Below are 23,031 nucleotides of genomic sequence, written 5' to 3'. Positions count from 1 at the left end.
TAGAAAATGAAGTTTACAGAAAAGGTTGTTATCGTGACTGGTGGGGCTAACGGTATCGGGAAAGAAATAGCAACTATGTATGCCGAAAATGGAGCTAATGTTGTACTTGCAGACATAGATATTGAAGCAGGTAAAAGTGTTAAAGAAAATATATTGCAAAACGGTGGAAATGTAGAATTTGTTCTAACAGATGTTAGTAAAGAAGAAAGTGTCCAACAATTATTTTCACATGTTCATGACAAATTTTCTAAAGTAGATATTCTCATTAATAACGCTGGGAAATCTATATTCAAACCGTTTTTTGAAATGTCGCTTAATGAATGGGACGATGTCTTAAGCACAAATCTTAGAAGTGTTTTTCTTTGTTCAAAAGAAGCAGCGAGAGTGATGCGTAAAGGTGGAACTGGTGGATCGATTGTTAATATTGCTTCTACACGTGCGATGATGTCTGAACCTAATTCAGAAGCATATGCTGCTTCTAAAGGTGGAATGGTAGCAATTACGCATGCGCTTGCCGCAACGTTAGGTGAATATGGCATTACGGTAAATGCCATTTCACCGGGATGGATTGAAACTGGGGAGTACGATGACCTAAGAGAAAAAGACCATAAACAACACTTTTCTGGCAGAGTTGGCAAACCTGCTGACATTGCACGTGCATGCCTTTATTTAACTTCACCAGAAAACAACTTTGTTACAGGAACCAACCTAGTAGTAGATGGTGGAATGACAAGAAAAATGTTATACGAAGAATAACAGATGCTAGGTGCTTTTCGACAAAAGTCGACGAGTGCCTGGCACCTTTTGTTGAAATTTTATGTTTTTCCTTCTTTTGTTATGGGTAGTAAATCTAGGAATCTACTAAAGGGAGGAAATATTTTGAAGATTTTTGGCACTTTATTTCTATCTATTTTGTTAATCGTAAGTCCAACGTTAGTATTAGCATCAGAGCAAGAAGAAAAAGGGTTTGAGCAAGTAGAAGGTGAAGAAGTTGTAGTGTTGGTAACAAATGAATCGGAAGAGCATGCTGACGGGAAAAAAGAAGAAAAGACCATGGATGTTGAAGAAGAAATTGTTAATGATGTATCAGAAGAGGTAGAGTTGGTAGAGGAAGAAGTAAAAGTTGAAGAAAATGATTTAGTAGGGGAAGGACATATTAGTGGTTCGGTGGATGTGGTAGCAGAACCAACCGCTGAAAAAGAAAATGAATATATGCTTCACCTTACTATTAATATAGAAAACAAACGTGAAGAACCACTTACCGATGTTTTAGTAGAATTGAAATTAGACAATTCTATTACCCTTTTAGACGAAAGTATAGTTACGAACAATCAGAACAATGTAATCTTTTCTTTAGGAACAATGGAAGCTTTAGAAAAGTTAACATTTACTAAATCAATCCTTGTCAATGCGACTCCAGGTATCCTGCAGAAAACGATCAATGCAAAGGTAACTGGAAATATTGGAGAGGAAAGCGATGTACTAGAGTTAAATGATATTCTTATAACAATACTACCTCGTGAGAATATTGTGAAAGACCCAGTGTACGTTAAAGGGCAATTAAAAGGGTCAATCGTCCAAAAAGACAAGGAACAGTGGAAGGCCAATATGAAGGTGCATTTATCAGGATTAGTAAAAGAGCGATTTAATACGTTAGAAGTTCAAATAGTACTACCAGAATTTATGGTTTGGGATAAAGTTAGGCAGATGAATGGAAAGCCTGTATTCCATCAAAACAATATCCTTTCCGTTGTTCTAGAAACTTACGATGAAGAAATCGTTTTAGATTTGGAAGCGTTTTTTATAAATGGTGTTGCTAACTTAAACAATAACGATTTTATCTTAAGGTTAATTACGGATGAACAGGATATCGAATTTTCTGTTGATACAATTTTAGAGTTTGTGGCAATTAGCGAAAATAGTGAAGTGACTGAAGGAACAGAAGAAGTAGAAGAGTCAGTAGAATCAATAGAAGCAGTTGAAGAGGAAGAAACAATGGAGCAACTACCTATTTCACCAGTTAATACGAATACTGGCAGTACTGGGAGTTTACAAAATGTAAATCAAGAGAATTTATCTGTTGTTGCCCTTCCGAAAACAGGTTCGTGGTTATCAAGTTGGATTTACCTTGCAGTAGGAACATTATTGGTAGCGGCAGGTTCTGTGTTGTTCTTCCGTTTTAAACCAGTTACAAACATTCAAGTATAGGGTTATCATCATGAATAAATGGAGAATTCTTAGTGTAAGTTTAATAGCTATTGGCATATTATTTTTATGTCTACCACTTTATCACAACTGGTCCGTTAACGAATCACAATCCACGTTACGTTCAGAGTGGAACTCATTAAATCGTGCGTATGCTTCAGATAATTCTGAAGAAAAATTTTTAACAAAAGAAGAGAGGTCTTCTTTAACACCCCCAACTAATCCTTTTCGAGAAAAAATTATGGAAAGTGGTCTAGTTGGACAGTTAAAGATACCATCCATTAATGTTGATGTTATGATAGCACCAGGTGTAACAAATGATGTATTGAAAAATGCAGTTGGATGGATGACTTCTACATCTTTACCTGAAGAAAATAGTAATATAGCAATAGCTGGACATCGAAGTCATACGTACGGGCAGTTTTTCCACCGTATGGGAGAAGTGGAGATAGGTGACATCGTGTATTTAGAAACACTTAGTGGAGAATACAAATTCGAAGTGTATGACATTTTAGTCGTTCTCCCTGATGACCTATCTGTCCTTGACCCAACAGATGAAGCAGAGCTTACTTTAATAACTTGTGAGCCACTTTATTCAGATGAATTTAGGTTAATTGTGAAGGCAAAACTATATAAACAGTAAAAAAGTTTGAGTAGGTCGGACTAAAATTCCGATTTCTACTCAAACTTTTTTTATAGTAGCGTTAAAATATAACCAGTAATCGCACCAGTTAACACAACAATCCAAGGTGGAAGTTTCCAAAACGTTAGCATGCTAAATAAGAAAGCTGCGATAACAAAGTCTATAGTAGACACAATAGTACTTGTCCAAATCGGATAATAGAACGCTGAAATTAAGATTCCAACAACGGCAGCGTTAACTCCCATAATTGCACCTGTAATTTTAGGGTTGTTTCTAATAATGGCCCAAAATGGAAGTGTACCAAAGATAAGTAAAAATGCTGGTAAGAAAATCGCGACTGTAGCAAGTATTCCGCCTTGCCAACCGTTCATTACTGCACCAAGATAGGCAGCAAATGTAAACAATGGACCAGGTACAGCTTGAGCCGCACCGTATCCCGCAAGAAAGGCTTCTTCACTAATCCAACCAGTAGGAACAAATTCACGCTCTAATAGTGGTAAAACCACGTGTCCTCCACCGAATACTAAAGATCCCGCACGATAAAAGCTATCAAACATAGCTATCCACCCTGAAGATGTAACTTCTCTTAATATAGGTAAAAGTACGAGTAAACCAAAAAATATAGTTAAACAAATAAGAGCAAAACGTTTTGATATAGGAAAGGAGCTATTTTCCTTTGCTTCTTGTTGATTTTCTTTAAAAAGAAGGTATCCAACAAAAGCCGCAATAAGAATTACAGCTACTTGTGATAAGGTAGTTTGCCATAAAAGCGTCCCAATTAGTGCAAGTAAGGCAATTGTTTTTCGCTTTACATCTGGGGTTAAATTTTTCGCCATCCCTAAAATGGCATGTGCGACAATAGCTACAGCAACTATCTTTAAGCCTTGAATCCAACCAAGGTCTGTAACATTCATTGCTTGTAAAAATAATGCAAATAAAATTAGTGCAACAACAGAAGGAAAGGTAAAGCCAATAAAAGCTATGATTCCTCCGATGATTCCTCCACGCATAACTCCGATACCAATTCCAACCTGACTACTTGCTGGTCCAGGTAAAAACTGACATAGAGCAACTAAATCTGCATAACTCTTCTCATCCATCCATTTCTTCCGTCGAACATACTCTGTATGAAAATACCCTAAATGCGCAACAGGTCCACCAAACGAAGTAAAACCTAACCGCGTCGAAATAAGAAATATCTCTATCCAACGTCTTAACATCAGCTTCAAGCTCCTTTTATTACAATAATGTTAAAAGTGCCTGGCACTTTTAACATCATTGTAACATTCCATAACGATCTAATGGAAAGGTGGTTATGGATTTAATGAAATCTTTACATTTGAATGTATTTCGAAATTAGAAGGAAATTGGCTTTTTTATACAGAAATATAAGAGTAGATATTTTTGTGTGAACTTACGGAGGGATAAAGAATGTTATATACGAGCGGAAAACTTACAGTTCGATTGTTAGAAGATAGGGACAAAGAACTTTTAGTGAAATGGTTATCAGACCCGAGAGTACTAGAGTACTACGAAGGAAGAGATAATCCTCATGACTTAGATATGGTAAATGAGAGCTTTTACGATGAAACAGATGGTGTGAATGGCTGTCTCGTCGGATATAATGATAGCCCGATTGGTTACATTCAATTTTACGAAGTAGACCCGAAGTATCGTATGCTTTACGGCTATGAGGATGACGAGGAAATCATCTATGGTATGGATCAATTTATCGGTGAAGTGGATTACTGGAATAAAGGTATAGGCACATTACTCGTTTCATCGATGGTAGATTATTTATCAACCAACAAAAAAGCATCTAAAGTCGTTATGGACCCTCAAACATGGAATGAGCGAGCAATTAAATGTTATGAGAAATGTGGCTTTCAAAAAATTAAACTCCTCCCAAAGCAAGAATATCATGAAGGTGAATATAGAGATTGCTGGCAAATAGAATATTCAACGAAGGACGCGGAAAATTGAAGAACATAGGAATAGTATTATTGTCATTTATAATGCTTATTGGCTGCGTAAATAGTGTAACTATCGATTCGGAGGCTATCGAAGTTTTACCAAAGTTGAAAGAAAACAATCGCCACTACATAGAACATGATTTTCAGGACATTTCACACATTTTATATGACTATTCAAATAGTAAAGAAGAGGAGTTATCAGATGAAATTCTTCAGTCATTAAGAGTAAGTAATGGCCGACCTCCGTCCAACACTTTTACAAAAGAACAAATGATAGAGGATGTGGAAACATTCCATATAACAGTCAAGTATATGTATCCACTTTTTGAATATATGGGTGGGGACGAATCCTTTCATAAGGCAAAGACAGATCTGATTCAACATATCCGAAATCTTAATGATAATACAAAGTTAGATCAATACCAATTTACTGCACTATTGAGAAGCCATTACGATTTCATCGTAGATGGCCACTTCACCATTAATGAAGCTAAAATGGGAGATTTTCATCATGCACTGTATCTCACAGATCAATATAGCTTTTATCAAAATGAAGAGATGGAATTTATTTTAACATCTGATGAAAGTGTTAGTTTAGTAGCTATTAATGACGATCAACAATTAGAAAAATACTTATATCCAACCCTTAACGATAGTGGAGAAATCGTTTTTAATCCTGCCATTTTCTCTAGCCCTTTAAGTAATGCAGAAAGAGATTGGAAATTAAATTTAATAGATAATCAAGGAATGAAAGAAGTGTCTGTTAATTTGAGGCAAGAGTCAAAAGTGTTGTCCCATCACTTATCAGGTGCACGCTTTGCACTTACGGAAAAAGAAGGAGTTCCTTGGTTGCAAATAAGAAGTATGATGGTTTATGAAAATGATTCTTATGATTATAACGACATTATCGATACAGCTACAAAACTTAAAGGTAAGCCCTATTTTGTTTTAGATTTACGTGGAAATACTGGCGGAAGCATGTATGTGATGAAATATTGGATGGAGGATTTTTTTGGAAAGTCGATTGGGATTCACGCACAGCATCTTCATCTATTTTCGAAGACTAGTATGATTTTTTTGCAAGATACACTTGATAAGTATAAGAATAGTGGAGTTTCTCACCAATTATTTGAAGAGGATTTTTCTAACATTTTCAGATTGCAAGATATTGGAGAATTATCCGAGCCACACTGGGAAATCGAAGAAAAAGTATTTGGAAAAATCGATGACAATCACACACATATCTTTATTTTGGTCGATAATAATACAGCTTCAGCTTCCGAACATCTTGTTGCTGCATTAAAACAAGCAAATAATACAACCGTAATTGGCATGAACACAATGGGTACGATGATTAGTGGAGATTCTTTATCGTGGCAACTTCCTAATACAAAAGTAGAAATGTTAGTTCCGACATTCTTTAACTATAGCCCGGATTTAATAAATAAAGAAGGAATAGGTATTCAGCCTGATATTTGGGTTAGACCAGATCGTGCGGAACAACGAATAATTAATTTTATATTAAAAACTCTAAATAGTTTGGACGTGGAAAAATGAGTTTTTATTTATGCCTTAACACCAATTGTAGCGATTATATTTTTTGTTAATTGTGTGTCTTTAGCTAATAAAATACACAATGGTGATGAAAATACAGCGAATAATACAGGATGGGGAGCAATTATGATTGGATTTATCTCTTTAATTTTTTATCAAGTTTAATCAACTTGTTTCTATGAAATTATTTACTCTAAAAGAAGTGATTTGAATTATTAAGAGGTAACAAGATGAAAGTATATTTTAGGAGTGAAATTAATGAGTATGTACAGTAAAGAACAAATAAAAAGATTAGAAGAAAGCCATTTAAATATTGAGGTTCGTAGTTCAACAGAAGAATTAGATAAAATACTTTCTGATGATTTCTTTGAGATAGGTAGTTCAGGCAAGAAAATCTATAAAAAAGATTGTCTTACCAATGGATTATCATTAGATGAGATGTCTTTACATGATTTTGAATTTTGTCCATTAGCACCAGGTGTTGTACTAACAACTTATCTTGTTCATAATAAAACGAAAAATCGAAATACGTTGAGAAGCTCGATATGGAAGTTGATAGACGGGAAATGGAAACTTTATTTTCATCAAGGAACGGTAACGGATTTACAGGTAACAGACGTAGAGAATTAATTATTTTGATAAAAGACGCTGGGACATAGGAGAGGCTATAAAGAGTATACGACTGTTCTAGGAGACTTTTCAATTTATGTTCAATGGTTTTGCCACAACATCTTATATATCAAGTTCATTATTGAATTTTCCTTTAGTGAAAATAAACTTGAGAGACCTTATCAAGTTCATTATTAAACTTTTATTTGCTGGAAATGAGCTTGAGAGACCTTATCAAGTTCATTATTAAACTTTTATTTGCTAGAAATGAACTTGAGAGGCTTTATCAAGTTCATTATTGAACTTTTATTTGCTGGAAATGAACTTGAGAGGCCTTATCAAGTTCATTATTAAACTTTTAATTGGTGAAAATGAACTTGAGAGACCTTATCAAGTTCATTTTCGAATTTTTCTTTAGACAATATGAACTTCAGTGAAATTTTATCCCATCCTTTTTTAGTAATAAATTGTAATTCTATTAGTTTAAAACCTCCTTCAACCAAGCAACACCTTTCTTAATTTCCTCTTCACTCAAGCTCCCATACCCCATCACAATTTTGGATCTATGTCTCCCTTTTTCAAGTGCATATTGTTCAACTGGGTAAACGGTAACTCCATTATCATATACTTTTTGCATGAGCTTGCTCGTAAATTCGACATGCTTGAAGTCTACTACTAAATGCATTCCAGCTTTTTGTCCAATGATGGTAACGTGGGGGAAATGTTTATTAAGTTCCTGCACTAGCGTTTCACGCCTTTTCTGGTAAATACGTTTCATTTTTCTAATATGTTTTTGCAAATGTCCTTCTGTTATAAATCTTGCTAAAACTAGTTGCTCTAAGGAGGAATTATGTCGGTCCGAGTACCACTTTATGTGTTGAAAAGGTTCTACTAATTCTTCTGGCAAAACAGCATAGCCAATCCGAAGAGCTGGAGATAATATTTTGCTGAAAGTTCCAACATAAATTACTTTTTCGGGAGCAAGCCCCTGCATAGACCTCACTGGTACCCCTTCATAAGTAAATTCGCTATCATAATCATCTTCTACAATATAGCAGTTATGTTTACGTGCATACGTAATTAGCTCAATTCTTCTTTGAATTGGCAAAGTACCACCTAAAGGGAATTGATGAGACGGGATCACAAATAAGAAATGTGGCTGTTCTTTTACAGGAAGCTTACTCGGTATGATACCAAATTCGTCTGTTGGAATTGGCATAACGCATGCACCGCCTGTTGTGAAAATATTCCTCATTTCATCTGTAACTGGATCTTCTACTGCTACAAAATCACCGTGATCTTTTAGTAATTTTGTAATGAATGAGAGTGCTTGAGTCGCCCCAGATGTAATGACAATTTGTCTTGGATGGCAAGTTACACCCCTCATCTTTTTTAAATAAGTTGCCAATGCATGTTGTAAGTCACATATTCCTTTTTTCGGAAGGTAACCAAATAGACTGTTCGGTGAATCGAGACAAACTTCTTTGGCAATTTTCCCCCAAATAGGACGAGGGAATTGATCCATTGCGGGATTCCCAGCTTTAAAATCAATTGTTTTGTCGCCCTTTGGAAAAGTTATATGATAATTCGGATCGGAATGCGCTTCACTTTTTATTTGTGAAATGGAAGTTCCGGTTGAGACAAAGGTACCCGATCGTGGGCGAATTTGTATATATCCTTCCGCTTCTAGTTGGTGATAAGCCTCTAAAATTACATTTCGAGAAATGCCTAAGGAACTTGCTAGCTCTCTAGAAGAAGGAATCTTCTCGTTTTCTTTTAAACTGTTATCTAAGATTTTTTGGCTAATTTTTTCATAAACTTGTTCAGTTAATGTTTTTTCGCTAGAACGATGGATTTCAAACCATAACACTGTTGTCACCTGCTTTTGAGTAAATCTGGTACTACGTAAATATTAGAAAATTGGTACTATTAAGGACCAGTATACCATGTTACGATGGGGGAAATGAACAACATGGGGGATATAGTATGAAAACAATAGGGTTAATTGGGGGATTAAGTTGGGAATCGACTTCTGAATATTATCGTTACATTAATGAAATGGTGAAGAGGCAAAAAGGTGGTTTACATTCTGCTAAAATAGTTATGTATTCTTTTAATTTTGAAGAAATGGTGGAATTGCAACATAGTGGAAAATGGGACATCGCAACAAAGAGAATGATCGAAGCAGGAAAAACGCTGCAAAATGGTGGGGTTGATATTATCGTTATTTGTACAAATACGATGCATATTTGCGCAGATGAAATGAGAGAGAACTTGGATATCCCGTTATTGCACATTGTGGATACAGTAGCTGAAAAAATTGAAGAACAGAAGATTACGAAAGTAGGGCTTCTTGGGACGAAATTTACGATGGAACAGCCATTTTATAAAGAGCTTTTGAAAAAGCAAGGTATTGAAGTTGTCGTTCCGAACGAGGATGACCGTCAAGTTGTCCATGATGTTATTTATGAAGAGCTGTGCAAAGGGAAAGTGAAAGAGAGTTCGAAAGAGAAATATTTAACAATTATCGAAAAGCTTCAGCAAGAAGGTGCAGGCGGAATCATTTTAGGCTGTACAGAGATTCCTTTATTGATTCAGCAAAAAGACACAAGTGTGCCGTTGTTTGATACAACGTATATACATGCAGTAGCTGCTGTGGAGTTTGCGTTGAAAGAGGAAAAATTACAAAAAGTATAAAGGTTAAGAATGGCTGTACGAAATTCAAGTGTAGTTTTAGACTTGGATTTTGGCCTTTTTTTATGATGGGGTTAATGCTTGTTTTGTAATGGCGATAGCGGCAATTGTAGCACCGTAAAACTGTAGGTAACTACCAATTAGTGTCATGAGATTGCCGGTAGTTGACTTAGACTTTTTTACATAAAGTCCACCGATTGCTTCAAGTCCAGCACCTAGAGATTGCAAACTATATCCAATCGTAATTTCAAGACTAAACGGGTCACTTTGTGTGCTTTCTGAGCTAGCCTCTAGTCCAGCACCTAGTGATTGAAGTGAGCTACCGAGTATATTGTAATCTTGGCTTTTGGTTGTAAGTGATTGGATGTTTAATGCGGCGCTATAGACTCCTGTTGCGTTACCTGAAGCTTGCGTAAAGCTACCTAATATACTTATGGGATCACTCTCAGGTTGTTGTAAAATTCCAGCGAACCCTTGAAGACTATTGCCGATACCTTGGAAGCTGTTGCCAATAATGATTAAATCATAAATAGGAGTTTGGTTATTAACGTATTCTGTTTCAGCAACCGCAACGATAAGCGTGCCAATGGATTGTAGCCATGCACCTGAAATATTCAGAGTTTCTGTATGAGAAAACATGTTGTCCACCGCGCTCATGTTAGAAGTGTGTTATGGAACAAAAGTTGTAGAGGGAGAAATTAACCCTTCTTCTTCTTTACGTATTTCGGCTGTCTCATTTGTTGCTTCAACCCCAGCGCCTAGTGCTTGCGCCCAGTTACCAGAGGCAGATAGTCGTTGAGCTTGGAGTTTTTTTTCTGGAGAAGTTACTGTAAGTTGTTGGGATACACCAATTGCTTCTAAAAAGTTGCCGATGGCTGAAATCCAAATCCCAAGTAAGATACCTTTTTCAAGTTCTGTGGCCTTTTCTCCTTTTGAATGGACCAACTTGGAAAAGCTAACAGCTTCGATGATTTGGCCAAATAGCTGTATCCATACGCCAGTTGCGACTCCTTGGAAGAGTTTTTCTTCAAGGGAAGATGAAGGATTAGCATTATGTTTGTCGGATTTGGAAATTTGGGATGAATTTTTAAAGTCCACCATCTTCACCTCTTCGTTCGTCATACTATTGTTTTTCTATTAAGGTAGAGTTGGTATTATTGTTGTCCACCGTAACCAGTACCGTATTGTGAGGTAGGGTAACTTTCATAACCTGTTCCACCAAAATTTGATTCTGTGTAACTAGGACTATAGCCAGGACCACTGAAACCAACACCAGGGTAACCACCACCGTAGCCAGGACCACCGAAACCAGCTCCAGAGTAACCACCACCGTAGCCAGGACCACCAAAACCAGCTCCAGGGTAACCACCACCGTAGCTAGGACCACCGAAACCAAAGCCAGGGTAACCACCACCAAAGCCAGGACCACCGAAACCAGCGCCAGGATAACCACCACCAAAACCTGGGCCACCAAAACCTCCTGCTGGGTAACCACCACCGAACCCAGTTTGATTAAATAGCGCACTACCAACTAATCCTCCAACTAAACCGCCTAATAGAGGGAATCCTATTCCACCAAAACCTCCACCGTGTCCTTTACCGTAACCACCATCGTGAGATCGAGGTGAGTATACGGAAGGTCCTCTCCAATGTTGTCTATACAATTGTAGTTCCTCCTCTTTCTGTATAATTTTAATCAAACTGCAAACTCTAACATTCTATTTCCGGGTACTGTACTCTGTATCATATGCCATAACCTATAAAACTTGTGGGCGCTTGTCACAACAAAGAAATATTACAAGAATGTTAAAGGTGCCTGGCACCTTTAACATTCTTGTAATAAAAAAAGTGGACTTCTAAAATGAAGTCCACTCTCTAATTAATCATTCCATATAATATTTACTAAATCGGTTAACGGGGGCTTGTAACCTAATTGTTTACCTAGTGAAACTATTTGTCCTTTATGGTGGTATTCATGGGTTGTTACGTGTGTAAATAACCAAAGAGGAGAGAATGTAGCTTCTCTTCCGTTAGAAAAGCTATAAACCTGTTCTTCAAATAACTCTCCTTCAGCTTTTTGGAAGAATTCTTCTACAAGTTGATTTACATTATGAAAAACACTTCTTAGCTCTGATACTGTTTCTGGAGTGCTGCCATTTAATACATCTTTTTCTTCATTTAAAAAACGAGAAATCCAAGTTTCATAGCATTTTGCCACATGTAAATGCAATTCTATCAATGACTTTCCTGAAAAAGAGATGTGCTCTTGTACTAAATCTTGAGGCGAGACGGATTCTAAATAAGAAAATAACACTTCTCTAGACTGTTTTATGTAAGCATATTGTTGAATTACTGACTTCATTTACCAAACCACCTAGCTAAAGAGTTTCCTTATATTCTAAGTGCAATTCACCGAATATTCAATAGGGAATTATCTGTATTTTAAAATAAATAAAAAAAGACTACAGGAGTGTTTCTGGTGCCAGGTACCTGAAACACTCCTGTAATAATTAAGCGGCTTTATCTTTTGTTGTATATGAATCTGTATTTTTTTCGTTTGCAACTTTTCCTTTGTATGCACAGTAAAGTAAGAATCCCGCAACTAGAATATAGCCCATTGTATATTCAGGTGATGCGTTAAAGTTTAATTGTGGTGCATGCATGAATCCAACAAACGACATTAGTGCACCAACCAAGGAGAAGATGGCTGCCTTTTTATATTGTTGATCAATAACGAAGGCGGTAATTGCTCCAAGTATGATGGCAGTGAACATAGCACCTTGGCCTAGTGGCACGATTCCTTCTGAAATGCCTGCGACTACTTCACCTGCAGGGTTGTTAAAGCGTGTCATCACATAGTTTGCGAAATAAGGTAACATCGCAATTGCAACTGCTGGAAAATATTTTTTATCATTAGATTGAAAAGCAGTTGTTACCATCGATAATCCAACAAAAACTAAGATTGGGGCAACAGCAGCTAAAGGAATAATGGAAGAAAGTGCAGCAATTCCACCAGTCATCGCGGCAATCGCGAAAACAACAGCATTTAATATACTATATCCTCGACCTGCTCCCATCTGTTTAGAACCAACTGTTGCAATATAAACAGTTGTTGGGAAAAGTCCACCAAACATAGCGCCTATCATTGTCCCTGCGCCGTCAACTGCTTGACATTCACGAACATCGTAAGAATCCCCGGCAGCAGCCATAGCATCCACATTATTCATCGTTTCAATTGCGTTATATAAAGTGATTGGTAAAATAACAGCCAGCAATCCAATTAACGCCCCAAATAAAAACGTCATACCTTCAAAAGCTGCTAAAGTTGGTAATATTGGATAAAATCCAATGTTTGCTAATCCATCGGATATTTTTTCAGGAGATTGATACCCCAAGACAAATGCTAAAATCGTTCCAATTAATACGGCAAAAAGTGTAGTTGGAATTTTGAAAGGCATTGCCATCTTTCCGATAACCCCAACAATGATAATGATTAATGATACTAATCCAACAACTGGAATGGAAAATGTGTTAAAAAGCATTTCTCCAGCGATAAAAGTTAATGCAACACCAGCTAAAGCCCCAAGCATCGCTGCACGCGGTAAATGATTGCGTATCCAGTTCCCGGTAAAGCTTACAGCAACTTCTATAAATCCACTTAAAAAAGCAGCCGCCACCGCAATTTTCCATGCAAGTTCAGGGTCTCCAGTTAACGTTTTTGCTGGTAGTAGTACTCCGAATAAAAACACAAACATAACTGGTGTACTGATCCCGTATGAAAGGGCCGTAACATCCGTTCGTCCTTCTTTTTGTGCCAATCGATTTGCCATGTATGCATAATATAGGTTCCCAACAATAACGGCAACCGCAGCACCTGGAATTACTTTACCGAAAACAATACTAGCAGGGAATCCTAAGCCTAGCATCGTTACGGCAATGATGACGAAGTTTGCTAAGTTATTTTGAAAGAGTGCAAAAAAAGCGTCTGTATCTTCTTTTTTATACCATGGATATACTACTGATTTCGTTGACATTTTTTCTTCCTCCTAGCTCAAGTGGGTTATTTCAGTTTGTTGTAAGAAGGTTACTTTGCCGTTTTGTAAAGATTGAATTCTTGCAAGGGACTCAACACGGTAACCGGTATCAAGAAGTTGCTGTCTACCAGGTTGAAAAGATTTTTCTATTACGATGCCGATTCCAGTCACGGTTGCACCAGCCTGCTCTACAACATTTGCTAAGCCCAATGCAGCCTGACCATTAGCTAGGAAATCGTCTATGATAAGAACTCGGTCGTTTTTTTCTAAAAATTCTTTTGAGACAGTAATCTCGTTTGTTTCTTGTTTTGTAAATGAATAAACACTACTTGTAAAAACATTGTCTTGAAGAGTGAGAGATTTCTTTTTTCTTGCAAAAATAAGAGGAACTTGAAGCATGTTTGCCGCCATAAAACTTGGTGCAATTCCGGAAGATTCTAATGTCAAAACCTTTGTGATTTGGTCATCTTTGAATCTATCAGCAAACTCTCTTCCAATCTCAATCATGAGATCTGTGTCTATTTGGTGGTTAAGAAAAGTGTTCACTTTAAGTACACCGTCTGATAGGACTGTTCCTTTTTCTAAAATGGCATGTTGAAGTTGTAACATGATGATGCCTCCTTTTGTTAGGGTAAGGTGGTTTGAAAAAACAAAAAAGCCGAACGCCTTTAGTCGTTGTAAATAATCTACAAGTGACCAAAGACATTCGGCTTATATTTACTGTTGAAAGGAAATATAAAGTCGACCGTGCTTATCGTTAACTAGTGAGACTAGTAAACTAAAAGCAAAGTATCATTCAGTACTCGTAGTCAAACCATTTACGGTGGTTTGGTAGAAACTTGTAGGCCATATCCCCACTATTATACGAGAGTATTAAATTAAGGTTCGTAATTCCATGATTAATAGTAGTGATTATAAAACAAAAACATCCATTTGAAAACCCCTTTGACTAAAAAAACGAATAAAAATATTCAAAAAACCAAAAAAGTTCGGCTTCGACATAGGTGCCAGGCACCACCCGAAATTTGTCGAATCAATTGGTTTTGTAGTGTTTGATTTGCAAATAGTTTTTTGATAATTTAGTAGTGAGAAATCAATAAAGAGGTGATTGTTTTACAATGGCAAGACGAAAGAGAGAATGGAAACCAGATCATTTTTATCATGTAGGGTGTAGAGGGAATAGGAAGGAAGCGATATTTAGAAATAGAGCTGATTTTCATGCATTTTTCTATATACTTGATTATATTTATGACAAGGCACCATTCGAAATTACTTCATATTGCTTAATGACTAATCATTATCATTTACTAGTTCGAACAAAAGAATTAAATCTATCTGCATTAATGGGTTTACTGAACAAGAGGTATGCAACTTACTTTAACAGCAAATACAACTTAACAGGCCATGTATTTGAAAACCGTTTTTTCAGTGAAGCTATCACAGATAGAAAAGGGTTGATGGACGTAAGTCATTATATTCACTATAACCCCGTTAAAGCTAATATAGTAAAAGATCCAAAAGAGTATAAATGGAGTAGTTATCAATACTTCAATCCACAACAAACTTCAAATAGTATTCCCCAACCATACATCAACATAGAGCCACTGCTTAACTTATTTCAAGGAAAAGATGACAACGAAAGAAGTTTTCATTACAGGGAGTATTGTAAAAATCTCCAACGAATAATAAATGATAGAGATAAAAGAAGCACTATAACACTTCGTAAAACTTCAACAAAAAGTCCACTAATTTCTACTAGTAATTTTTCCTAGTAAACTAATATAATGGAAAATATATATAGAATTTATATTTTTTTACAGTGGTGAGGGAAATATAGGATAAGAAACTATATTTTTAATTAAAACGATTTTTCAACCATGGAAGCCCTCGGGTGATTCACATCCCAAGGGCTTCCATGGTTGTTATTCGACAAATATCGGGTGGTGCCTGGCACCTGGATTTTTTTTACTTTAAGTGTAACAGTATGCTTATTGAATCGACTATTAGTTATTAAGTGGGAATGGATGTTGTATTGGGGGGATTAGTTTGAGTGAGAAAAAGTTAGCAGATGTGTTTTTGAGGGAAGTGTACCGTCCGTATTATCAAGACGTGTATCAATATTGTTTGTATTTAACAAACCACAAGGAAGAAGCTTTAGATTTAACACAGGATACGTTTTTGAAGGCAATGAAAAGTATCGAACGCTATCAAGGGAGGTCCAATTTAAGAACGTGGATTATGTCCATCGCACGAAATACGACAATTGATAGCTTTCGAAAAAAGAAATTCCAACGCTTACTACCGATGAAATGGGGAAAAGAGCAAACATTTGTAGCAGAATCACCTGAAAATTCAGTTGGCAACAAAGCAGAGTGGCAAGTACTTCAAGAAGCACTTACAACATTAAAGGACGATTATCGTCAAGTCATCATTTTAAGAGCTTTAAAAGAATTTTCCCCTAAAGAAGTTTCAGAGATTTTAGGTTGGAGTGAATCAAAAGTTAGAGTGACCTATCATCGTGCCATTGAGCAAATGCGGAAGAAAATTGGCAAAGATGAGGAAGGAGTGTTGACCTTTGAAAGAACAAAATAATCTAGAATGGCTAACCCCTTTAAAACAAAGACCTGACTTATATATGGATGAAAAGACTGCCATGAAAATAGAACAAAGATTACGCAGTGGGAAGAAAAGAAACACAATCTTCTTCTATGTTCCTGTTACATTTGCCACAATCGCTGCCATTGTACTACTTTTTACTTTTTTATCAAGTGGCATGCTTTTACAAAGAGGCTCATTATATGCTAAAGATGTTGAAAGGTTCCTAGCTGGAAAAGAAATACTTGAGAAGCAAGACTGGGATGACATGGAAAGAGAGATAAAGCTTCCGACACAAGCTCCTTTTGAAGTAGAGAAAGTAGAATTAAACAGAGATCAGTTTGGTCCACATCATATAAATGAAAAGGGGGTAGTAGAATACTTAGACGGAGATATTACTGTAATAGAAGTTACGTATTTTGGACAAATGAAGGATAAAAGTGTTTGGATGAGATTAACGCAAAAAGGTAGTGAATATGAACGGCAGATTACAGATGAGCAAAAAGTTGATATTAGAAAAGATTTAAAAGGCTTTTATTGGGACAGCGAAAATGTAAAAGGTATTTGGTGGGAAGACGGTGGTGCTGTTTACGAAATAGAAATAACGGTATTTTCTCCAGGTGGCAAAATTAATACAGACACAATCGAGCAAAAAGAAATTATTAAAATAGCCCAGTCTTTTGAGGTTTTTAAGAAAAAGGGTTTAGTCGAACAAAAAGATGACTATGTTTTAACGGACGAATGGAAGGAATCACTTTCAGCGTTTGATAGTGTAGGCAGACCGTATTATCATTTTACCTCTATTCCGTTTGAAGTAGTGGAGGTAAATTCGGAGTATTCACTTGGTGGAAACATTGATACAGTCCATGTTGAATACAGAGGCCCAGATAATAAATCTATAGAACTTTTTGTATCCTTTAATCAGCCTATGGATAAGGATGCCCCTGATTTAAAAAGTGATTTTACGGAAGCCGTGACAAGTAACGGGTTAGTGTACTATTACGGGCATTTTGATTTGGATAAGACAATAGTGGTATGGGATGATGGGAAAAACAGGTTTTTAGTATATCTATGGGAGATTGAAGATGTTGAAGATAAAATCCCAACAATCATCGAGTCGATGAAGATATATGAGAATTAATTTCGCCTCGAAAAGTTTTGTATAAGAAGATATAAGGGAGTGCCTACATGAAAAAAGTGCCGGTTATAATCTTCCTCTTATTGAGCTTAACTGCGTGCGATTTCTTGAACTCACATCCTCTTTCGTTAGAAATGGTTGCCTACAATAGCTTAACGGACGAAGAAACAGCTAGAATACCAGTAAGTCCGAAAGATGCTAGAGTTGAGCTCATAGAAGTTAATGACAAGATAAATGAATATTTAAATCCAGAATACGAAAACAATAAAGTATATTCCATAACGTTTAAACATACGGAGACAGAACTAACCGGAAACTTAATCGTATTTATTGCTCTTGATAAGAAAACTGTAGTAGGTAAAGGGAATGCATCGAACTAAACAGGTTTTCTATGAATTTTGCTTATTAATTCAGACGACAGTTAAGGCTGTCGTTATTTTGTTCTTTAGGAAATTATAAAATTCATACTTTGTAGATAACTTTCAATTTAGAGTAGGTTACGTCTAGCTCCAGGCGCCATCGACTATAAAACTTCCTGCTCCTCCGGTCGATAAGTAAACATCGATTTGTTCCTACGTCACAAATCGTGTTTCCTATATCTTGCTTCGGAGCCGTCCAGTTTTTACGTCGATAAGCGGGCGCCATGCGCTTTTGTTCTGCTAATCAGCATAATAATATCAATTTATCTTCTTTTATTATCAAAATTTATTTTCGATTCATCATCAGAAAACGAAACCAAAAATAAAACTATAGCGTATATATTTACAAAAGGTTACAGTAATATTAAAAAGTGGTATCAGGTGCCAGGCACTTGTAACACTCCCGTAAAAATTCGAACATGGGGGAATGAGGTATGCACGATTTCGGTCCGGATCCGTTTGGAGCATCTAGTGGTTTTGATTTTTTTGGTATTATGTTCACTTTATTTCCTATTTTCTTTATGATTATTTTAGGAATAATCTTATTTACAGTTTTTAAAAACATTAAAGAATGGAGTAACAATAATAAACAACCAAGGTTGTCAGTAGGGGCCATTGTGGTGTCTAAAAGAATTGATGTAAGTAGAACGATGCATAATCATAATAATAATCATGCCCACTCCACGTCAACTACACGAAATTACGTTACATTTGAGGTAGAAAGCGGAGATAGAATGGAGTTTCAAGTAAGTGGAAAAGAATATGGGCTGTTAGCAGAGAGAGATAAGGGAAAGTTAGCATTTCAAGGGACTCGGTATTTGAGCTTTGAGCGAATCAGCTAAATTTTTACAGTAAATGAATGAAATAAATAAAAAAAGACTAAAGCACCGTAATCTTAACTTGCTGCGGCGCTTTGGTCTTTTTTTTCGGATATAAACTTATAAACAGAGATATTTTGCAGGATACTAACGATCATTAAGCTAAACATAAACCAAAAATAAGGGATATCATGGATGACTAACGCTATGACAGATGCCACTAACATCAGAAAGCTTGCTAACAAGCTAACGACGAAGATAATTTTACTTAACTTCAATTGTCTCTTCCCCCAATAGTCTTTTTAATTACAGTATCTATATACCCAATCTTCATTATATATTTTCCTATTATACATGAAAATCGGCTCTTTTTTATTACAATTTCATAATATTTATAGGAAAGTTAAGATAGTACTGTAAGTAATTACTTTAACTATAGGACGAAAATACCTGAAAAAAAGTTTTTATAAATATGAGTGGTAAACCATATTTTTACAAGTGCCTGGCACCTGGGTGAAATAAACAAAATTGTTGTATGTGTCCTTTTTATTCTTCATTTACTTCTGTTAGTTCATGTACTTCTTGAAGATATTCGTCTTCTGTTTCGTGTTTAATCCAGCCGAATTTAGGGGCAAAATAAGATTTTCCGGTTTTTGTTACTTCACCATCTGCATCCTTTTCTTCAAATGATGTAACAATCACGTTATGAAATTCTTTCACAGGTGTTTTAATGGTTTCATTAACGGAAGTTATTTCGTAAGAAACTGTGATACCGACTTGCTCTAGAACTTGCGTCCAAGTATCACCTTTAGTAGGGGGGAGAGACATGATTTTCGTTGTAGGATATTTTTCAATGTCGCTAGCAGACCAATCAAGAGGGAAACTTTCTTGAACAACTAAATAACCATAGATACCATCTTTTTTTTCCACATAAAAATTATTCGACTCCACTATATCAGTCGAATCCATTTGTTGTACTAACTTAGTTTGAACAATCTTACTATCTGGCACAATACTATACAAGACTCTGTAAGTCGTTTGCTCTTTATCCTCGACATAACGAACAAAAGTAAAATCACCATCTGTAGGTAAAACGGTTGTTTCTTCTTCCAAATTATTATCCGTTCCTAGTTGCTGTCCACCACAGCTAGACATTACAACAATAAATATAACTGCAATTATAGTTAAAAAGAGACTACGACCCATGCATAAACCTCCTAAGGAGTTTTTACATAGGTTTCCCTACTCCCCAAAAATCATACAAAAAGTCGGGATTATTCATCATGACTTAAAAATCTATAGCCAATAAACAATATTCCAAAACAAATAAGTGTTACTAGTATTAACTCATATCCAAAGCAAGTAGATTGAAGACATAAATCCTTCATAATGTTCACTCCTTTTCACTATAAAAACGCTTACAAAAAATCTTATAATTATAAATATTCGATTATTATGAGTAATTTCCTTTTTTACAGTGAAAAAGGTGAAAATATGTTTTTGGAATAATGTGTTTTAATGGACACTGTTGATTTCCGTGCAAGGCTTCGCTTTCCGCGGGCTTGTCTAGTTTCAGCGGCTAGCTCCTCGAGTCATAAGTCATTGTCGCCTTGAGGGTAAAAAAGCACCCTCAATTCTCCCCTGCCTTATGCTTGTCGGAGCTGAACGAGCCGCTTCAAACATTTCGTTGCACCGGGAGCCTCCTCGGCGCAAGCGCCTGTGGGGTCTCCCGCTCCCCGCTTCTCCCGCAGGACAAGGAAGGCTACGAGAGCGATGCATCGCACGAAGGAAATGCGTTAGCATTTTCGAGGAGTCTCAGCCTTGCACGGAAATCAACAAGTAAGTTTTTAATAGCAACAATAAACTTTGGTACATCCAATAATAAAAAAAGAACCTTCAATAAAGAGGCTCTTTAACGATTATCTTTGCTCAAATTCTTCCGCTTTTTCTTGTGCTTCTTCTATTAAGTCTTCAATATACATTCTCGCTTCATCTTCATCATATGTCCTAAAAACCATATCTTTCGTCAGGACGCCTGTAAATTCCAATACAATAAATGCTGGAGCTTGTTCAAGGTTATAGCGAGAATATTGCTCATTCGCCTCATCTAAACCAACAATTAACTCGTATTCATCTAAAATAAACTCAATTTCGGGAATATTCATGATCATTGCATCTTCTTTGTTCTCAACCACTTCTATGAAAGAAAATCGATTGGAATAGTACTCCGTGGGACTGCTACAGGCTGTGAATAATAGAAGGAAAATGACAAGGAATAAAATACGTTTCATGCTAGCCCACCTTCGTCATCTTTTCTATATTTCAAAATTATTACAGGTGCCAGGCACTTGTAATAATTTCGTAATATCCTCTCTAATGATAAACGTTTCATAAATGTTTGAAAAGAGGAAAATGTTTGATTTCTTTTTTAAGTGCAATCCGGTTGCTTCTCTTGTTCCTATAGAGTTACTTTAATAGCGCTATTTCGCTTTATTAATTCATTTGCAAATCGTTGCTTATCTTCTGGTGATATTACGACAGAACCCCAGCGTCCATATTTAATTTCTAACCTATCCATCGATAAAGCAGGACTAGACAAAATACTCTTCGTAGACTGGATAGAAGTAATTTCAGAGATTTTTACTTTCCAACGAAATGGCCCTGAGACGATCCTTACTACATCGTCCTCGACAGAATAGTACGTTCTCAAATAAATGGCTAACACAAGCCATACGGTTAAACCGATAACAATAAGAATAACTATTGTCCCAGCATTAAATTCTTCGAACCATAAAGGAATAACAGACACAATAGCCACAACAACTGTTCCAAAAATAATTGATGTCATCCACCAATCTTTTTTCGAATAAAAACATTTAGTGCTTATTAAGTTCTTGACCACATACACATATAGTACAAGTATACAAAAATTTACTACAAAAAGAGGATGACAAAATGGAAGAATTTTTTTTCGGAATCTTTGAGTTTTTCGCAGACCTAGGTGTATGGGGCATTATGTTTGGGCTCATGGTCGAAGTAATCCCGAGTGAAATAGTCTTAGGTTATGGAGGCTATTTAATTTCAATTGGAGAAATAAGCTTCTTGAGTGCCCTTATAGCAGGTGCAGTTGGTGGGACGTTTGCTCAACTTTTCTTATATTGGGCAGGAAGTATCGGTGGCAGACCTTTCTTAGAAAAATACGGAAAGTACATATTAATCCAACCAAAACATTTAGACCTTTCGGAAAAGTGGTTTGTTGAATACGGCCCGATTGTTGTATTCGCTGCAAGGTTCGTACCAGTTGTACGACACGCAATATCTATTCCAGCTGGAGTAGCCAAAATGCCGTTTTTACCATTTCTCCTTTACACCATTGCAGCGGTTATTCCGTGGACTATCCTATTTTTATATTTAGGTTTTGAATTGGGTGAAAATTGGCGTGAAATCAAACAAGCTGCACAACCATTGATCATGCCTTTAATTTTTCTCATGTGTGTTGGAGTATTAACTTATTTTCTATTCAGCCGGAAACGTAAGTAAGAGGGGGATATTATGTCAAAAATAGAAGCATTTATTCTTGGGATTATTCAGGGATTAACAGAGTTTTTACCGATAAGTAGTACAGGCCATTTGTATCTAGGTAGAAATCTATTTGGTCTTCAAGAAGCTGGATTGCTACTTGATACCATGTTGCACTTTGGTACATTAATTGCGGTCCTTTATTTCTACAGAGAAGAATTCGTGAAAATAATTAAAAACCCATTTCACAAGCTTTCCCTTCTCCTCATTGTCGGTACAATTCCGGCAGTCGTTATCGGACTATCTTTTAAGGATTACTTTGAAGAAATTTCTACAACAGGTGTAACGATTGGTTGGGAGTTTTTAATTACGGGAGCTTTCCTTTGGTTTGCTGATTCCATCAAGCAAGGCGCAAAAAAGATGGACGATATTACTTGGAAGGATGCACTTTTTATCGGTTCCTTTCAAGCAGCGGCTATTTTTCCGGCCATATCTCGCTCAGGCCTTACTATAGCAGCAGGTTTATTTAGAAAACTAGACCGTGAAACAGCAGCGTATTTCTCCTTTTTACTTTCTACACCAGCAATAGCAGGGGCTGTAGTTTTACAAACTGCAGAAGTTGCCCAGGTGGGAAGGGAGGACATTTCCTTAACAGCTCTTATTATAGGAATTTTAGCATCGTGCTTTTTTGGATACATTGCAGTAAAATGGATGATCAACTACTTAAAAAAACACTCATTAAAAACATTTGCTATTTATGTGTGGGTGCTTGGAATTGGAGTTATCATATTACAAAAGATGGGATTATTCTAAAATCAAAATAGCAGTGC

Annotated in this window: 26 protein-coding genes and 1 riboswitch; of the genes, 14 read left to right on the top strand and 12 right to left on the bottom strand. The window is 36.3% G+C overall.

Translation table 11 applies throughout. From position 1 onward, the window contains the following. The first annotated feature begins 6 nt into the window (after nt 1-6). The 3 genes from CDZ89_RS15465 to CDZ89_RS15455 all read left to right on the top strand — a co-directional run bounded on the left by CDZ89_RS15465 (nt 7) and on the right by CDZ89_RS15455 (nt 2,848). Entirely contained in the window at nt 7-756 is a 750-nt protein-coding gene (locus CDZ89_RS15465) for an SDR family NAD(P)-dependent oxidoreductase (protein WP_100333944.1), read from the top strand. Between the two features lie 123 nt (nt 757-879). Further along, nucleotides 880-2,208: a hypothetical protein gene (locus CDZ89_RS15460; protein ID WP_100333943.1), complete on the top strand. Its 1,329-nt coding sequence runs from the start codon at nt 880-882 to the stop codon at nt 2,206-2,208. A gap of 10 nt (nt 2,209-2,218) precedes the next feature. Then, nucleotides 2,219-2,848: a sortase gene (locus CDZ89_RS15455; protein ID WP_096155330.1), complete on the top strand. Its 630-nt coding sequence runs from the start codon at nt 2,219-2,221 to the stop codon at nt 2,846-2,848. Nucleotides 2,849-2,898: 50 nt separating this feature from the next. On the opposite strand, the gene chrA is transcribed toward CDZ89_RS15455, so the two are convergent. Continuing rightward, nucleotides 2,899-4,068, bottom strand: a complete 1,170-nt coding sequence (gene chrA, locus CDZ89_RS15450) for a chromate efflux transporter (protein WP_096155329.1) — start codon at nt 4,066-4,068, stop codon at nt 2,899-2,901. 211 nt (nt 4,069-4,279) lie between these two features. Here chrA and CDZ89_RS15445 point away from each other — a divergent pair, with 211 nt between their 5' ends. The 3 genes from CDZ89_RS15445 to CDZ89_RS15435 all read left to right on the top strand — a co-directional run bounded on the left by CDZ89_RS15445 (nt 4,280) and on the right by CDZ89_RS15435 (nt 7,005). Further along, nucleotides 4,280-4,831, top strand: a complete 552-nt coding sequence (locus CDZ89_RS15445; RefSeq protein ID WP_096155328.1) for a GNAT family N-acetyltransferase — start codon at nt 4,280-4,282, stop codon at nt 4,829-4,831. Continuing rightward, nucleotides 4,828-6,378 (top strand): S41 family peptidase, encoded by a 1,551-nt coding sequence (locus CDZ89_RS15440; RefSeq protein ID WP_100333942.1) that lies wholly within the window; start codon nt 4,828-4,830, stop codon nt 6,376-6,378. Before CDZ89_RS15445 ends, CDZ89_RS15440 begins: the two co-directional genes overlap by 4 nt. A 255-nt stretch (nt 6,379-6,633) precedes the next feature. Then, a complete protein-coding gene (locus CDZ89_RS15435) occupies nt 6,634-7,005 on the top strand; it encodes a nuclear transport factor 2 family protein (RefSeq protein WP_096155326.1) in 372 nt (123 codons plus the stop codon). 457 nt (nt 7,006-7,462) lie between these two features. On the opposite strand, the gene pdxR is transcribed toward CDZ89_RS15435, so the two are convergent. Beyond that, nucleotides 7,463-8,854: a MocR-like pyridoxine biosynthesis transcription factor PdxR gene (gene pdxR, locus CDZ89_RS15430; protein ID WP_096155325.1), complete on the bottom strand. Its 1,392-nt coding sequence runs from the start codon at nt 8,852-8,854 to the stop codon at nt 7,463-7,465. Nucleotides 8,855-8,970: 116 nt separating this feature from the next. Here pdxR and CDZ89_RS15425 point away from each other — a divergent pair, with 116 nt between their 5' ends. Next, a complete protein-coding gene (locus CDZ89_RS15425) occupies nt 8,971-9,681 on the top strand; it encodes an aspartate/glutamate racemase family protein (RefSeq protein WP_096155324.1) in 711 nt (236 codons plus the stop codon). Between the two features lie 60 nt (nt 9,682-9,741). Here the strand turns inward: CDZ89_RS15425 and CDZ89_RS15420 are convergent, their stop codons facing one another. From CDZ89_RS15420 to CDZ89_RS15395, 6 genes are all read right to left on the bottom strand, one after another. Then, nucleotides 9,742-10,317 carry a DUF6944 family repetitive protein gene (locus tag CDZ89_RS15420; RefSeq protein ID WP_100333941.1) on the bottom strand — a complete coding sequence of 192 codons (576 nt, stop codon included), beginning with the start codon at nt 10,315-10,317 and terminating at the stop codon, nt 9,742-9,744. A 30-nt stretch (nt 10,318-10,347) separates the two neighbouring features. Further along, nucleotides 10,348-10,779: a DUF6944 family repetitive protein gene (locus CDZ89_RS15415; protein WP_100333940.1), complete on the bottom strand. Its 432-nt coding sequence runs from the start codon at nt 10,777-10,779 to the stop codon at nt 10,348-10,350. A gap of 53 nt (nt 10,780-10,832) precedes the next feature. Continuing rightward, nucleotides 10,833-11,342, bottom strand: a complete 510-nt coding sequence (locus CDZ89_RS20200; RefSeq protein WP_227521525.1) for a hypothetical protein — start codon at nt 11,340-11,342, stop codon at nt 10,833-10,835. 215 nt (nt 11,343-11,557) lie between these two features. Next, a complete protein-coding gene (locus CDZ89_RS15405; protein WP_096155321.1) occupies nt 11,558-12,040 on the bottom strand; it encodes a DinB family protein in 483 nt (160 codons plus the stop codon). Between the two features lie 148 nt (nt 12,041-12,188). Then, entirely contained in the window at nt 12,189-13,712 is a 1,524-nt protein-coding gene (locus tag CDZ89_RS15400; RefSeq protein ID WP_096155320.1) for a SulP family inorganic anion transporter, read from the bottom strand. Nucleotides 13,713-13,724: 12 nt separating this feature from the next. After that, nucleotides 13,725-14,321 carry a xanthine phosphoribosyltransferase gene (locus CDZ89_RS15395; RefSeq protein WP_096155319.1) on the bottom strand — a complete coding sequence of 199 codons (597 nt, stop codon included), beginning with the start codon at nt 14,319-14,321 and terminating at the stop codon, nt 13,725-13,727. A gap of 177 nt (nt 14,322-14,498) precedes the next feature. Then, nucleotides 14,499-14,600, bottom strand: a riboswitch (purine riboswitch). Between the two features lie 230 nt (nt 14,601-14,830). Here CDZ89_RS15395 and CDZ89_RS15390 point away from each other — a divergent pair. The 5 genes from CDZ89_RS15390 (at nt 14,831) to CDZ89_RS15370 (ending at nt 18,706) form a co-directional block, all read left to right on the top strand. After that, nucleotides 14,831-15,484 (top strand): transposase, encoded by a 654-nt coding sequence (locus CDZ89_RS15390; RefSeq protein WP_227521524.1) that lies wholly within the window; start codon nt 14,831-14,833, stop codon nt 15,482-15,484. Nucleotides 15,485-15,758: 274 nt separating this feature from the next. After that, entirely contained in the window at nt 15,759-16,304 is a 546-nt protein-coding gene (locus CDZ89_RS15385) for an RNA polymerase sigma factor (protein WP_157842757.1), read from the top strand. Next, nucleotides 16,288-17,448, top strand: a complete 1,161-nt coding sequence (locus CDZ89_RS15380; protein WP_100333939.1) for a hypothetical protein — start codon at nt 16,288-16,290, stop codon at nt 17,446-17,448. Before CDZ89_RS15385 ends, CDZ89_RS15380 begins: the two co-directional genes overlap by 17 nt. Before the next feature lie 47 nt (nt 17,449-17,495). Further along, nucleotides 17,496-17,825: a hypothetical protein gene (locus tag CDZ89_RS15375; protein WP_096155316.1), complete on the top strand. Its 330-nt coding sequence runs from the start codon at nt 17,496-17,498 to the stop codon at nt 17,823-17,825. A gap of 473 nt (nt 17,826-18,298) precedes the next feature. Then, nucleotides 18,299-18,706, top strand: a complete 408-nt coding sequence (locus CDZ89_RS15370; RefSeq protein WP_198508247.1) for a DUF2500 domain-containing protein — start codon at nt 18,299-18,301, stop codon at nt 18,704-18,706. A 53-nt stretch (nt 18,707-18,759) separates the two neighbouring features. Here the strand turns inward: CDZ89_RS15370 and CDZ89_RS15365 are convergent, their stop codons facing one another. From CDZ89_RS15365 to CDZ89_RS15350, 4 genes are all read right to left on the bottom strand, one after another. Then, a complete protein-coding gene (locus tag CDZ89_RS15365; protein ID WP_096155315.1) occupies nt 18,760-18,960 on the bottom strand; it encodes a hypothetical protein in 201 nt (66 codons plus the stop codon). Nucleotides 18,961-19,228: 268 nt separating this feature from the next. Then, nucleotides 19,229-19,888, bottom strand: coding sequence for a hypothetical protein (locus CDZ89_RS15360; RefSeq protein WP_096155314.1), 660 nt, complete (start codon nt 19,886-19,888; stop codon nt 19,229-19,231). Between the two features lie 713 nt (nt 19,889-20,601). Beyond that, nucleotides 20,602-20,973: a hypothetical protein gene (locus CDZ89_RS15355; protein ID WP_096155312.1), complete on the bottom strand. Its 372-nt coding sequence runs from the start codon at nt 20,971-20,973 to the stop codon at nt 20,602-20,604. A 167-nt stretch (nt 20,974-21,140) separates the two neighbouring features. Next, nucleotides 21,141-21,530, bottom strand: a complete 390-nt coding sequence (locus CDZ89_RS15350; protein ID WP_100333938.1) for a PH domain-containing protein — start codon at nt 21,528-21,530, stop codon at nt 21,141-21,143. 107 nt (nt 21,531-21,637) lie between these two features. Here CDZ89_RS15350 and CDZ89_RS15345 point away from each other — a divergent pair, with 107 nt between their 5' ends. Together CDZ89_RS15345 and CDZ89_RS15340 are read left to right on the top strand one after the other, a co-directional pair. Then, nucleotides 21,638-22,222, top strand: a complete 585-nt coding sequence (locus CDZ89_RS15345; protein ID WP_096155310.1) for an undecaprenyl phosphate transporter UptA — start codon at nt 21,638-21,640, stop codon at nt 22,220-22,222. Nucleotides 22,223-22,234: 12 nt separating this feature from the next. Continuing rightward, nucleotides 22,235-23,014, top strand: coding sequence for an undecaprenyl-diphosphate phosphatase (locus CDZ89_RS15340; RefSeq protein WP_096155309.1), 780 nt, complete (start codon nt 22,235-22,237; stop codon nt 23,012-23,014). Nucleotides 23,015-23,031: the final 17 nt, after the last annotated feature.

This window comes from Bacillus alkalisoli (assembly GCF_002797415.1).
Lineage (GTDB): Bacteria > Bacillota > Bacilli > Bacillales > Bacillaceae_I > Bacillus_CD > Bacillus_CD alkalisoli.
Note: the sequence above shows the minus strand (reverse complement) of the source record. Positions and strands in the feature narration are given on the sequence as shown.